This is a genomic window from Nocardia aegles (genome assembly GCF_052545135.1).
Window position 1 is genome coordinate 128,628 of sequence record NZ_JBQWRI010000001.1, and the last position, 13,444, is coordinate 142,071.

Annotated in this window: 9 protein-coding genes; 4 read left to right on the top strand and 5 right to left on the bottom strand. The window is 66.8% G+C overall.

Going from position 1 to position 13,444, the window contains the following annotated elements; translation table 11 throughout:
* Nucleotides 1–108: 108 nt before the first annotated feature.
* Both ACT89H_RS00640 and ACT89H_RS00645 read right to left on the bottom strand, forming a co-directional pair.
* Nucleotides 109–1,662 (bottom strand): aldehyde dehydrogenase (NADP(+)), encoded by a 1,554-nt coding sequence (locus ACT89H_RS00640; RefSeq protein WP_445107315.1) that lies wholly within the window; start codon nucleotides 1,660–1,662, stop codon nucleotides 109–111.
* Nucleotides 1,663–1,692: 30 nt separating this feature from the next.
* Nucleotides 1,693–2,190: a flavin reductase family protein gene (locus tag ACT89H_RS00645; protein WP_445106497.1), complete on the bottom strand. Its 498-nt coding sequence runs from the start codon at nucleotides 2,188–2,190 to the stop codon at nucleotides 1,693–1,695.
* An 884-nt stretch (nucleotides 2,191–3,074) separates the two neighbouring features.
* On the opposite strand from ACT89H_RS00645, the gene ACT89H_RS00650 reads away from it, so the two are divergent.
* From ACT89H_RS00650 to ACT89H_RS00665, 4 genes are all read left to right on the top strand, one after another.
* Nucleotides 3,075–4,412 (top strand): MFS transporter, encoded by a 1,338-nt coding sequence (locus tag ACT89H_RS00650; RefSeq protein ID WP_445106498.1) that lies wholly within the window; start codon nucleotides 3,075–3,077, stop codon nucleotides 4,410–4,412.
* Between the two features lie 107 nt (nucleotides 4,413–4,519).
* On the top strand, nucleotides 4,520–5,764 hold the full coding sequence (gene ribA / locus ACT89H_RS00655) for a GTP cyclohydrolase II (RefSeq protein ID WP_445106499.1): 1,245 nt from the start codon (nucleotides 4,520–4,522) through the stop codon (nucleotides 5,762–5,764).
* 82 nt (nucleotides 5,765–5,846) lie between these two features.
* Nucleotides 5,847–6,275 carry a RidA family protein gene (locus ACT89H_RS00660; protein WP_445106500.1) on the top strand — a complete coding sequence of 143 codons (429 nt, stop codon included), beginning with the start codon at nucleotides 5,847–5,849 and terminating at the stop codon, nucleotides 6,273–6,275.
* Nucleotides 6,276–6,326: 51 nt separating this feature from the next.
* The gene (locus ACT89H_RS00665; protein WP_445106501.1) at nucleotides 6,327–8,297 is read left to right on the top strand and encodes an oxidoreductase; all 1,971 of its coding nucleotides are present in this window, start codon (nucleotides 6,327–6,329) and stop codon (nucleotides 8,295–8,297) included.
* 616 nt (nucleotides 8,298–8,913) lie between these two features.
* Here ACT89H_RS00665 and ACT89H_RS00670 read toward each other — a convergent pair.
* The 3 genes from ACT89H_RS00670 to ACT89H_RS00680 form a co-directional block, all read right to left on the bottom strand.
* Entirely contained in the window at nucleotides 8,914–10,305 is a 1,392-nt protein-coding gene (locus tag ACT89H_RS00670; RefSeq protein ID WP_445106502.1) for an LLM class flavin-dependent oxidoreductase, read from the bottom strand.
* Nucleotides 10,306–10,977: 672 nt separating this feature from the next.
* Nucleotides 10,978–11,868 carry a class I SAM-dependent methyltransferase gene (locus ACT89H_RS00675; protein WP_445106503.1) on the bottom strand — a complete coding sequence of 297 codons (891 nt, stop codon included), beginning with the start codon at nucleotides 11,866–11,868 and terminating at the stop codon, nucleotides 10,978–10,980.
* A gap of 3 nt (nucleotides 11,869–11,871) precedes the next feature.
* A complete protein-coding gene (locus ACT89H_RS00680) occupies nucleotides 11,872–13,236 on the bottom strand; it encodes a flavin monoamine oxidase family protein (protein ID WP_445106504.1) in 1,365 nt (454 codons plus the stop codon).
* Between the last annotated feature and the right edge of the window lie 208 nt (nucleotides 13,237–13,444).

A 13,444-nucleotide genomic window follows, 5' to 3' on the forward strand; every position in this document is an offset into this window, starting at 1 on the left:
GACGCGGCACATCTCGACGGGACGCGCTCTGACGTTCAGCTTACCGGTCGCGCTTTCAGATACTGAACGCGCTTGGCTGGGGTGCCACTACGAGGTGTACGCTGGCGGTCAGGGTAGGCCGCGTCCCCAGTCCGTGGATTCGCCCGCGGCGTTGATGGTCTGCGGAATATTCAGCGGGTTGTGTTCCTGGACCGGGGGCGGCAGCAGGATCTCGGGTGCGTCCTGGTAGGTGATCGGGCGCAGGAAACGCCGGATCGCGGTGGCGCCGACCGAGGTGTGCGCGACCGCGGTGGTGGCCGGGTAGGGGCCGCCATGGTGCTGGGCCGGGGTCACGGCGACGCCGGTGGGCCACCCATTGAAGACCAGGCGGCCGGCGCAGGCGGCCGCGATCCGGGTGAGCCGACGGAGTTGGTCGCGTTCGTTGGGTTGCGGCTCGGTGCGGGTGTGGACGGTGACGGTGAGACTGCCCTCGATACCGGTGAGCACCCGGTGGACTTCGTCCTCGGAGTGGTATTCGGCGATGATCGCGGCGGGTCCGAAGCTTTCTTCGAGCAGCGTCCGAGCGTGCGCGGTCAGTTGTTCCGCGGTCGTGCGCAGCAAGGTGGGCGTGACCTCGGGGACCCCGGCCTCGCCTGTCGAGGCGGTTCCTTTGACCAGGACTTCGACTCCGGGAACATTCGTGATCTGGTCGAGCCGCGCGTGGTATCCCTCGGCGATCTTCGCGGTGAGCATTCGCGCGGGCGGAACATCCCCGGTGAGAGCGGTGATGCGTTCGGTGACCGCCGAGCCGGCGGGCACCAGCAGGATGCCTGGTTTGGTGCAGAATTGGCCGGCCCCGAGGGTGAACGAGCCGACGAAGCCGGCCGCGATGTGCTCGGCGCGCTCGTCGAGGGCGCCGCTGGTGACGACGGCCGGGTTCACGCTCCCGAGCTCGCCGTAGAAGGGAATCGGGTGGGGACGCGCGGCGGCGATGTCGAACAGCGCGCGGCCGCCGGCGACGGATCCGGTGAATGCGGCGGCGGTGATCCGCGGATCCCGGAGTGCGCAAACGCCGGCCTCGAGTCCGCTGATCACAGCAAAGGTGCCCTCGGGTGCACCGGCGGTGGCGAGAGTCTGCTGAACGATCGCCGCGGTGGCGGCGGAGGTTCTGGGGTGGCCTGGATGGGCTTTGAGGATCACGGGGCACCCAGCGGCCAACGCGGATGCGGTGTCGGTACCGGCAACAGAGAAGGCGAACGGGAAGTTGCTTGCGGCGAAGATCAGGACGGGGCCCACGGGGATCTGGTAGCGGCGCAGGTCCGGGCGGGGGCCGAGGACGAATTCGGAGTCGGCTCGGTCGATGATCACGTCCAGGAACCGCCCCGCACTCAGTTCCTCGGCGAACATGCGCAATTGGACGCTGGTGCGGTTGAGTTCACTGGTCAGCCGGGTCTCGGGAAGTCCGGTTTCGGCGATGGCCACGCCGACCAGTTCCGCCGCCTGCGCGTCCAGGGCCGCGGCGATCGCGTTCAGGGTATGAGCGCGACTGAGGGGAGTGCGGTCCGCCCATTCCGGTGCCGCCGCTGTGGCGGCCTCGAGGGCGAGGTCGAGCTGGTGGTCGGTGGTGTCGGGCAGATCTGTGGTCTCGGTCATGACGTCCTCGGTGCGGGGATCGGGCGCGATGGCCTTCGCCCTATCGGTGGGGGTGAACAGTCAGGCTGCGGCGGGTTCGCGGTATCCGCCGAGTCGGCCCTTATGGAATACCAGGGGCTCGCCCCATCCGGCTTCCAGCTGCAGGACCCGGGCGATCACGATGACGTGGTCGCCGCCATCGAGTTCGTGGGTGACCTCGCAGTCGATCCAGGCGTGCGCTCCGGCGATGCGGGGCGCGCCGGCCTCCGACAGCGACCATTCGATGTCGGCGAACTTGTTCGGCTGCTTGCTCGACAGCGCGCGGCATACCGATTCCTGACCGGCGGCGAGCACACTCGCGCACAGCCGTCCCGCGGCGCGGACCTTCGGCCAGCTCGTCGAGGTGTCGGCCACGCTGAAGCTGACCAGAGGCGGATCCAGCGACAGGGATTGGAAGGTCCCGACCACCAGGCCGCAGGGGTACTCGGCGGTGGGGGTGATTCCGGACAGTGCCACTACCCCGGTGGGCAGATGCCCCATCACGCTGCGGAAGTGGCTCTGATCGATAGCGCTGAGCATGGTGGCTCCTTTTCGGGTCGGGCGCCGGCTCCGGTGCCGGTCAGGTGCGGGGATGGCTTCGATGTCGTGGGAGCAGAGGCGCGCGCGTCCGGCCCGGAACCCACCCCATACGGCGTTGCGGTCACCGACATACTCGGCTCGTGCCCCCGGAAGCGGACGGGCCGTGGCGGAAAGACGGTGTGCGCAGGCATTCCCTGTCCATCTACGTTCACTTTTCGAACACATTGTTCAAAAGATGCTGTCATTGATGATGCGGTCCAAGTCACAATTCGTCAAGGTGTCGGATACCGCGAGCGGGGCCGCTGCCGAGGCGCCGAGCGCGATCCGGTCGCGCGGAGGGTGTCTCGGTGATCTCCTCCGATCTCTGGAATCGCCATTTCCCGGGGTCTTCCACCTCGGCGACGCGGAAGCAGCCAGGGGTGCAGACCTGTGATCGACGTTGAAAATCCGCCGGTCAGGTCAACGAAATTCGCTGCCGTGCATGTCGGCCCGCCCAGCCGAAGTCGCTTCGCCGGCAGGCGGTGCCGGTCGGCGCACCCATCGGATGCCGTGGGTTGGCGATGTGGTCGCCACCACTCGCCGCACATATCCGGTCTTGACGTAGCGATGAGGGCCATGTCACAATTTTGACCGCAACGTTCAATCTGTGAACACTTCACGGACTCGTTGCCTTCTTCTCGGAAACACCACACATGTAGCACCACACATGTTTTGCCCAGCTGTCGGCGAATGCACGAACGCGCCCCTACGCAGCTCTTCACGAAGGTCGCACCCATGCGAACACCCCACCACCATCCATCCGCCCACCCGACCGGCCGCTGCTGTACCGCGTCGGCCGAGCGCGCCCCGCGACGTCTCGGCACTCACCAGCAAGGAGTGAACTGGTGACGACTACAAACCAAGATTCAGTCGGCAAGAACGAACCCGGTTCGATCGACAAGCAGCGATTCACCGTCAAACTGACCGGCGTCATCGCGGGCGGCATGTTCATCGACGGCTACATCCTCGGTGTCATCGGTACGGTCATCGGGACCATCACCGTCGATCTCGACATATCGTTGGTCTGGGAGGGGTTGATCGGGGCGTCCGCGCTCATCGGCATCTTCCTCGGCGGCCCGCTCGGTGGCTGGCTCGCCGACAAGGTCGGCCGCAGACCGATGTTCGCGATCGACTTGGCGATCTTCATCGTCGGCTCGGTGTTGCAGTTCTTCGTCGACTCGGCCTGGCAACTGTTCATCGTTCGACTGCTGATGGGCATCGCGATCGGTGCGGATTACTCCGTCGGCTGGCCGCTGCTCGCGGAGTTCGCCCCCAGGAAGGTGCGCGGAAAGCTGCTGACCCTATGTGAGGTCGCGTGGTACGTCGGCTTCATGCTGGCATTCGTAGTCGGTTACCTCATGACCGTCGTGTTCTCGGCGGATTGGCGAATCATCCTCGGCACCAGCACCGTTCCGGCGGTCATCTTGTTCCTGGCGCGGCTGGGCATGCCCGAGTCCCCTCGATGGCTGATGAACGTGGGGCGACACGATGAGGCGAGAGAAATCGCGCACGCCTACCTCGAGGATCCCGGCGACGTACTCGACATCACCAACGAGCGGCCGCGCAAAGGCGCCTTCGGAATGCTGTTCGCCCCGGCCTACCGCCGGGCCACGATCTTCATCTCGATCTTCTGGTTCTGCGCGGTGGCACCGTATTTCGCGATCGCCACCTTCGCCGCGAGCGTGCTGTCGAGCTACGGTCTCGGTGACGGGCTGGTCGGCGCCATCGCGGTCAACGGCCTCGCGCTGGTCGGAGTCGTGGTTTCGGTTGCGCTCATCGAGCGCATCGGCCGCCGGAAGCTGACCATCCCGCAGCAGTGGGTGTGTGCGGTGGTGCTGATCATCATCGGTGTGTGGTCGTCGGCCCCGCCGGTGCTGGTGCTGGTCTGCTTCCTGGTCTTCGCCTTCGCCAACGCTATGTGCACCGCCCTGGCCGGTGTCTACCCGGGGGAGATCTTTCCCACCGAAGTCCGCGGTCTGGGTACCGGTTTCGCGACCGCGTTCAGCCGCATCGGCGCGGGGCTGGGGACCTTCCTGCTGCCGTGGTCGATGCACTCCCTCGGCGCAGGGGTCACGATGCTGATCGCCGCGGGCATCTGCGTGGTCGGCGCGTCCGTCTCCCAGATCCTCGCGCCGGAAACGACGGGCCGCAACCTCAGCGAGACGTCGGCTCCCCGTTCCTGACCACACCAGCGGAGCGCCCGATGGACAGCCCGGTCGCCTCGGGCGTTCCGCACTCCCGAACTACCTCGCCACCATCGTGCGGCCGTGAATCGAAAGGACCAGCGACTATGTCGACCGTCACCGACGCCGTCACCGCACTGGCGAACAAGGGCATCGTTCTCGTCGTCGACGATGAGGATCGCGAGAACGAAGGCGATCTGATCATGGCCGCCGAATTCGCGACGACCGATTCGGTGGCGTTCTTCCTCGAGCACACTTCCGGTTTCCTGTGTGTGGCCATCGACGAAGTCCGTGCCGACAAGCTCGGACTCGGTCCAATGGTTCACGACAACTCCGAACGCCATCGCACCGCGTTCCTGGTCAGCGTCGACTACGCGCGCGGCACAACCACCGGCATCAGCGCCGGCGACCGCGCCGCGACCGTTCGCGCGCTGGCCGATCCCACCCTCGATCCCGCGGATCTGGCTCGCCCCGGTCACGTGATGCCGCTGCTCGCCCGGCCCGGCGGGGTGCTCGAACGCCCCGGCCATACCGAGGCCGGGGTAGACCTGTGCACCATGGCAGGGCTCAGTGGTGCCGCACTGCTCTGTGAGATCGTCACCCCCGACCGGCGCGGAATGATGCGCGGCAAGGACCTCGAGGCGTTCGCCGCCGCCCACGACATTCCGATCATTTCCATTGCCGCGCTGCGGAAATGGCGCGCCGGCGTCGAGCAGCGACACTGCTTCGGCGAGCAGGTCCCGCTGGTCGAGCGCACCGTCACTTGCACCGGACAGAGCACGCTGCCGACCGACCTCGGAACCTTCCGGGCACTCGCCTTCCAGACGGCCGGCGACACTATCGAACATCTCGTGCTGGTGGTGGGTGATCCAGCCGCCGACCCCGCGCCGCTGGTGCGGCTGCACAGCGAGTGTCTCACCGGCGACCTCGTCGGGTCGTTGCGTTGTGACTGCGGTAGCCAACTGCGGTCCGGGCTCGGCGCGATCGCCGAGGCAGGCTGCGGCATCCTGATCTACTTGCGCGGACACGAAGGCCGTGGCATCGGACTCGGCCACAAACTCCGCGCCTACGAGCTACAGCAGAACGGTCTCGACACCGTCGACGCCAACCTCAGACTCGGGTTCCCCGTCGATGCCCGCGACTACCGGGCCGCCTGCGAAATCCTCGACGAGCTCGGCGTGCGCGCGGTGCGGTTGCTGACCAACAACCCCGACAAAGTCCACGCGCTGCGCGACTACGGCATCACCGTCACCGAGCAACTCGGCCACGAATCCCTGCCCACCCAACACAACCTCGGCTATTTGACGACCAAACGCGACCGCCTCGGCCACCTGCTGCAGCTGCTGGGCTGACCAGACCGCACACCGAAAAAGAATGTGCCACCAGCGCACCACACCACGGTCCCGCACGGACCCGAACCGGAAGGAACAGTTCATGACGACCACGGAGAACATCGTCGAAACCCGCCCCGCTCCCTTCACCTGGGCACAGTCGGCTCAGTACAGTCAGGGCGCCAAGGCCGGGGATCTGGTGTTCACCTCAGGCCAGGCCGGCTACGACGACGCGGGCAACCTCGTCGAGGGCGGCTTCGAAGCGCAGGCTCGCCAGGTGCTGCGCAACATCGAAGCGGTCCTGGTCCAGCACGGCGCCTCGCTGGCCTCGGTGGTCAAGCTGACCGCCTACCTGGCCGACCGCGAGGACTTCGAAGCGTTCAAAAAAGTCCGCGGCGAGTTCTTCTCCAGTCCGTGGCCCGCGGTGACCGCCGTGCACAACGAGTTGCTCGTGCCCGGCATGCTCATCGAGATGGACGCGATCGCCGTGGCCGGCGCCCGGCGGGTGCTCACCGATACCGACCCGCACTGACGCCGGCATCCTCGCTGAACCCTTCCACCGCCAGTACAGAACTGGAATCTCATGCCTGACACGCTTTTCCCGAACTTGTTCGCTCCGCTGCAGGTCGGCGCCGTCATCCTGAAGAATCGGATCTTCTCTTCCGGACACGACACCGTGATGGTGCACGACGGCGCGGTCACCGACCAGCTCGTCGAGTACCACCGCGCGCGTGCCGCCGGTGGTGCGGGACTGATCATCATGCAGGTCGCCGGCATTCACGAAACCGCCCGGTACACCTCGCATGTGCTGATGGCCACCGACGACAGCTGTATCGAGGGGTATCGGCGGGTCGCCGAAGCGGTCCGAGAGCACGGCTGCGCACTGTTCGGACAGCTGTTCCACCCGGGCAGAGAAATCATGGAATCCTCTGACGGCGCGCTTCCGGTCGCCTACGCTCCTTCGGCGGTACCGAACGAGCGCTTCCGGGTCATGCCTCGGCCGATGTCGCAAGCGATGATCGCTGAGGTGGTCACCGGATACGCGGCCGGAGCGCGTCGCCTCCAGCAGGCAGGACTCGACGGTGCCGAGATCGTGGCCGGCCACGGTTATCTGCCCGCCCAGTTCCTCAACCCCGAATCGAACCTGCGCACCGACCGGTACGGCGGCGATCTCGACAATCGCATGCGGTTCCTGCGCGAGATCATCGCCGCTGTCCGCGCGGCCGTCGGCCGAGATTTCGTGGTCGGCGTCCGGGTATCCGGCGCTGAACGCTCCTCCCAGGAGGACGAACCCACCGAGATCGTCGAAGTATGCCGCAGGCTCGACGCGGACGGGCTGCTGGACTATCTCAGCATCACCGAAGGAACCTCCGCGAGTCGCTCGGGGTCACTGCACATCGTCCCGCCGATGAGCGAGGAGGCCGCCTACACCGCGCCGACCGCCGCCGGAATCAAGGCCGCGGTGTCGCTGCCGGTGTTCGTCGCCGGGCGGATCAATCAACCGCAGGAGGCGGAGACCGTTATCGCCTCCGGCCAGGCCGACGCCTGCGCGATGACCCGCGCGCTGATCTGCGATCCGGACATGCCCGCCAAAGCAGAGGCGCAGCGCCCCGACGATATCCGCGCCTGTATCGGCTGCAACCAGGCGTGCATCGGTCACTTTCAACTCGGCTACCCGATCTCGTGCATCCAGCGGCCCGAAACCGGACGCGAAATCCGTTTCGGCACAGTGACTCTCACGCCGAAGCCGAAGGACGTCATGGTCGTGGGCGGCGGCCCCGCCGGGATGAAGGCCGCCTCCGTCGCAGCCCAGCGCGGTCACCGAGTCACTCTGTACGAAGCGAGAGGGCGAGTCGGCGGTCAGGTCCTGCTGGCCGAACGCCTCCCCGGCCGTTCCGAGTTCGGTGGCGCCGTGACCAACCTGCAATCCGAACTCGACCGATACGGAGTGATCGTCAAGACCCGGGTCGAGGTCGATGCGGCGATGATCGCCCAGCAACGCCCCGACCACGTTATTCTCGCCACCGGCGCGCGCCCCTACCGGCCGCCCCTGGAACTGGATGGATCCATGCCGATCCTCGATGCCTGGGACGTGATCGGCGACTCCGGCGCCGGCACCCCGAAGGGTGAGATCGTGATCGCGGACTGGCGGTGCGATTGGACCGGCCTCGGCGTCGCGGAAATGCTCGCCCGCCAGGGCCGGCGAGTCACCCTGTGTGTGAACGGGTATGCCGCCGGTGAACAGCTTCAGCAATTCACCCGCATCGCGATGCTGCGATCGGCCACCGAGGCCAAGGTCCGCTTCGTCGCGCATGCGCGTCTGTTCGGCGCGGACGACGACACCGTATACCTGGTCAACACCCTGACCGGCGAACCGATCATCCTCGACGGCGTCGCCGGGCTCGTCCTCGCCACGGGCCACCAGCAGAACGACACGCTGCACACCGAACTGGAATCCTCCGGTATCGCGTTCACCGGGATCGGTGACTGCCTCGCCCCGCGCACTGTCGAAGAGGCCGTCCTCGAGGGACTCGAAGCCGCGACGTCCCTGTGAGTGCACCGGCAGGATGAGCTGACGGGCCGAGAGTACGGCCGAACTGTCCTCCACAGCTCCGAGGCCGCCGAGCAGGTCATCGCATTGATGACCTCCCGGCCTCCGCTGCGGCGTAAGCAGCACGGACGCAACGGTTATGAGATGCCGGGGCGCAGCGATGTGAACGCGTCGGCCGGCGGTGTGCCGTCGCGAGCATGGTGGTGCGGACCCGCCGGGCGTGGGGGAGACAACCGAGGGGTTCGGCGAAGTCGCTGACCAGCGTCTTGGTGTGCGCATGCAGATTTACCGCCTCCGGCCACGTCTGCGTGGATGCGGCGTCCGGGCGAGGGGACGCGGTGTCGGGGCCGATGAAGCTCGAGGCGTACTGGGTGAATACCGACGGCGGGTCGGTGGGGTGTGGAAGACGGATTCGGCGGCGTTGCAGTGACAGTCGAGCCCTACGACGCACACCTGTCACCGGGGATGAACGGGCGCCGAGGTGGATTCGGTCCAGCGCTTCGGTGGCGGGGCTCCCGGACGCGGGGCTCGGCCCCCTCATGATCGCCGAGCCCAGCGCCGCTTATCGGTTGCGCCGTGGATCGCGCAGACCGTGCGCGATCCACGGCGGGGAAGTTCTTCAGACGGTGGCCGCTACCTCGGTGCGCGCGCTGAAGCGGCGCCCGGGGTGGTCGTCGCGAAGCCGGACCGCGCCCTTGCCGTACAGCTTCTCGCGCAACGTCGATCCCTCGTACTCGGTCCACATGATGCCGCGGCGTTGCAGCTCGGGGACGACGAGTTCGATGAAATCGGCGATGTCCTGGTATTTCAGCGCGTGTGCGAGGTTGTAGCCGTCGATGCCGGTTTCGTCCATCCAGCGGATCAGCTCATCGGCGACGGTCGCGGGCGAACCGACGATGGTCGGCCCGGTGCCGCCGATTCCGACGAACTCCGCGATGTCGCGAGGTGTCCACTGTTTCTCCGGGTCCATCTTCGAGAACAAATCGACCATGGTCTGGCCGGCGTTGGTCTGGACATTCTGGAAAGGTACGTCCGAGTCGAACTGGGACATGTCCAGTCCGGTCCAGCCGCTGTAGCGCGCCATGGCCCCGGCGTAACTGACGAGCTTGCGATAAGACTCGAACTTGGCGTGGGCAGCCTCGTCGGTCGGCGCGCAGACGACATTGAGCATCTGCAGCACCTTCACGTTCCGCGGGTCGCGACCGGCCTCGGCAGCGAGGCGGCGCAACGCGTCGACCTGCGCCGCGAGTGCGGGAATCGACACGGCGTTGACGAATACCGCCTCGGCGCTCGCCGCGGCGAGCGCGCGACCCTTCGACGATCCGCCCGCCTGGAAGATCACCGGAGTGCGCTGCGGAGAGGGCTCACACAGGGCGAATCCGGGCACGTCGAAGTACTTGCCGTGGTGGCCGATGTTATGGACCCGCGTGGGATCGACATACCGGCTGCGCTCGACGTCACGGACGACGGCGTCGTCTTGCCACGACCCCTCCCACAGCTTGTAGCACACCTCCAGATATTCGGCGGCCATGTCGTACCGCTCGTCGTGCGGAATCTGCCGGCCGGTACCGAGATTGCGCGCAGCGCTGTCGGCGTAGGAGGTCACCAGGTTCCAGCCGACGCGGCCGTCGGTGAGGTGGTCGAGGGTGCTGAACTTGCGCGCCAGTGCGTATGGGTGCTCATAGGAGGTCGACCCGGTCAGCCCGAACCCGATGTTCTTTGTGACCGCCGCCATCGCGGAGACGACCATGAACGGGTCGTTCGCCGGGATCTGTGCGGCGTCGGCGAGCGCCGCGTCGGCGCTGCCCTGGAACACGTCGTGGTAGCCGACATTGTCGGCGAAGAAGACGCCGTCGAAGCGGGCCTCTTCGAGCAATTTCGCGTAGTCGGTCCAGTAGGCGAGGTTCTTGTAGTTCGCGCCCTGGTCGTCGGGATGGCGCCAGAGCCCGGCCGACAGGTGCGCCGGGCCCTGGAAATCGAAGGCGAACAGCCGCATGCGTCGAGACGCCATGGTCAATCTCCGTTCATTATATGAACACATTGTTCATGTGTTGAACATAACTTTAGGAGGCGACGTGTGAGGCAGTCAATAGGCGCGGACCCGGCAGAGCGACTGCTAGGTGGGTTTATGGACGAAATATTCATTATTCGAACATCCTCTAACCGTGCTGGTGCGCGTCACGACCACGGGTCGACCACGGTCGCGGGAGGCTGGTTCACCTTGGGCACGGCGTGGGGTACCGAGATGGGCAGGTGCTTTCTCGACCGACTCGGGGATCCGGTCGGTGTCCAGCGGCGGCTTCCGTCGTGGAACGTGACATCGCCATCCGGCTCGCGTTCGGTGGCGGGTGCAACGCCGATCAATCCGGTGCGATGGCCGAGCTGGCAAGCCGTGTTCGTCGTGATGGCGCTGTGGCGTTCCGTTTCGCCCACGGCAGTGGGGAGTCGACCAGCAGTCAGAGTGTGGGGCTCACGGCACGCCACGTGGGCAAAGGCGCCACCGAGAACTTTCTCGACGATCTGCGCGGGGTTCCGAGCGCTTTCGCGCGGCGGCTCGGCATGGTGGGCTATATCGCGAAGGGGCTGGCCGTCGCCGCGGTCGGGGTGGTGGTGACTTTCGCCGCGACCGAATCCGATCCGAACAAATCCGCCGAGCTGGACGGAGCCATCAAGAGCGCCCGACCTACCGCACGGCGGTCAGAAGCCGTGGTCGTCGCCACAGCTCGTCGAGTTCCTCGGGCAGATCCGGGACCGATCGCCCGTAGGACGCGGCGAGTTCGCTCGGACTGTCGCTGCGCACCGACCAGCCGTGGCCGGCCAGCCACTGCGCCGGATCGGCCCGCTCGTCGTCGTAGAACAATTCGGCCGGATCGATGTCACCGAACGGGTTGCAGCGGTCGAAATACTTCTTCTCGATAGTCGCGAAGCGTTTGACGTCGGTTCCCACCACGAAGCTTTCCACGGCCAGCCTGCTGCCGGGGGCGGACAAGCCGTCGATGTGCTCGAACAACTTGTCCTGCGCGGCACCGGGCAGGTAGGGCAGCAGCCCCTCGGCGGACCATGCGGTCGGTTCGCCCGGATCGAAGCCCGCGCGACGCAGCGCGGCAGGCCAGTCCTCGCGCAGGTCGACGGCTACTGTGCGCCGGTCGGCCTTCGGACGCGCGCCGTTCTCGGTGAGAACCCTGTCTTTGAATTCGAGAACCTTGGGCTGGTCGATCTCGAATACCGTGGTGCCCGCGGGCCAGTCGAGGCGATGTGCCCGCGCGTCCAGCCCCGCGGCGACGATCACGGCTTGCCGAACGCCCGCCGCGGCGGCCGACAGGAAGAAGTCGTCGAAGAACTTCGTGCGAAAACCCATGAACCCGGGCACCAGCGGTATGTCGTCGAGCTGGGAGGGGTCGGCCAACAGCCCGATGAAATGCGGATGGCCCGAAGCCGCGACGAACAGGTGCGCGTAGTCGTCCCGAATCAACGGATCGGGTGCGGTCGTCTCCAGCGCCCGGAATGTCGCCACCCCCAGCGCGGTGAGCCCGACACTGCTGACGATGTCCCATACGTCTCCGTCGGTTCGCATCGGTCAGCCCACCGTCGCGGTCTCGTGTTCCAGTACTTCGGCGGCCACGCGTTCGCCGGAGCGGATGGCCCCGTCGACCCAGCCGCACATGACCGCGGAACTCTCGGTGCCCGCCCAGTGGACGCGCCCGCACGGCTCGCGCAGGGCGTGGCCGAATTGCGTGAGCACGCCGGTGGGCGCGTGGCTGAGCATGCCGCCACCGGAGTAACGCTCGGCGCTCCAGTCCTGCTCGAGGTAGTCGACCGGCGAGGCCGCCTTCCGGCCGAATCGTTCGACGAGTGCGTCGAGGATCGCGCTGCGGCGCTGCGCGTAGTCGAGCCGGGCGACCTGCCGCGCGATGGGTCCCTCGATGATGACGCACAGGATCCCGGGCCGCCCGGTGTCCGTGCATGCATCGATGGTGATGGTCGCGGGGGAACCCGGCGCGGCGGACTGTCCGGACAGGCCGTCGCCCCGCCAGAACGGCTCGTCGTACACGACGGAGACCTTGATGATCGCACCGCTCGGCATGCGCTGATGCAGGAACATGCGGTCGGCGGGCAGCATCGGGTTGTACGAGATCTGGCCGGCGACGGCGAGGGGAACAGTCACGATCGCGCGGCGCGCGCGCACCCTCAGATCGGTCGCCCGGACCGTCACCCCCGCGTCATCCTGATGGATGCAGCGCACCGGCTGCGACAGGTGGATCGCATCGCCGAGTTCGGCGGCCATCGGCCGGTAGATCGCGCCCATACCTCCGACCGGTCGCGCGTCCTGGGCCGCGTCTTTGACGCCGAGGACGAAGCTCGGACCGCCGCCCGAAGCCATCTGGTACAGGACGAAAAGCAGCGAGACCTCCGAAGCCGCCGAGGTATAGCAGCCGCCGACGGCGGTCTCGAGCAGATCGTGCGCGGGCTTGGACAGGACATTGCCTTCCAGCCAGTGCGCGAGGCTGACCTGATCCCATTTGTCGGCTTTCCGCGCCGCCCACGGCGCCTCCAGCGGCACCGACTTGCACATATGTCCCAGCTCGAGCAACACGGCGCCGAGATTCATCGCCGCCCACGGGCTCATGGTCCAGGGGATCGTGCCCGTGTAGCGGTGCTGCTTGCCGTCGACCACCATCATGGCTTCGCCGTCGGTGTACTGCTGGTAACTCGGTACCCCGAACTCGGTCATCAGCGCTTGGATGCGGTCCTGGCCCGGGCCGATCCAGGCGCCGCCGCGATCGATCCACGACCCGTCGTCGCGCACCTGGGTGAAGGTGCGGCCGCCGAGCCGGTCCCTGGCTTCCAGCAGCGCCACCGATCGACCCATCTGTTTCAGCCGCAGCGCGGCTGTCAATCCCGCGAATCCCCCACCGATTACGCAAAAGTCGACGTCTGTCATGGCGTGCCGTCCTCGGGTTGCAGTTCGCGCACGGCCGCCGTGCTCCCTGCGCTCGACCGGCGCACTCGACACAGCGGGTGCGATTCGCCTTCGATCAGGTCAACGCGTCTAATATCGGAGCAATCCTATAGCAACATGCAGTGGCCGGTCATCTCGGGTCGTTTTCGGTGCGGACACTCGTCGAGCTGCCTAGGCTCACGGAGCTTGT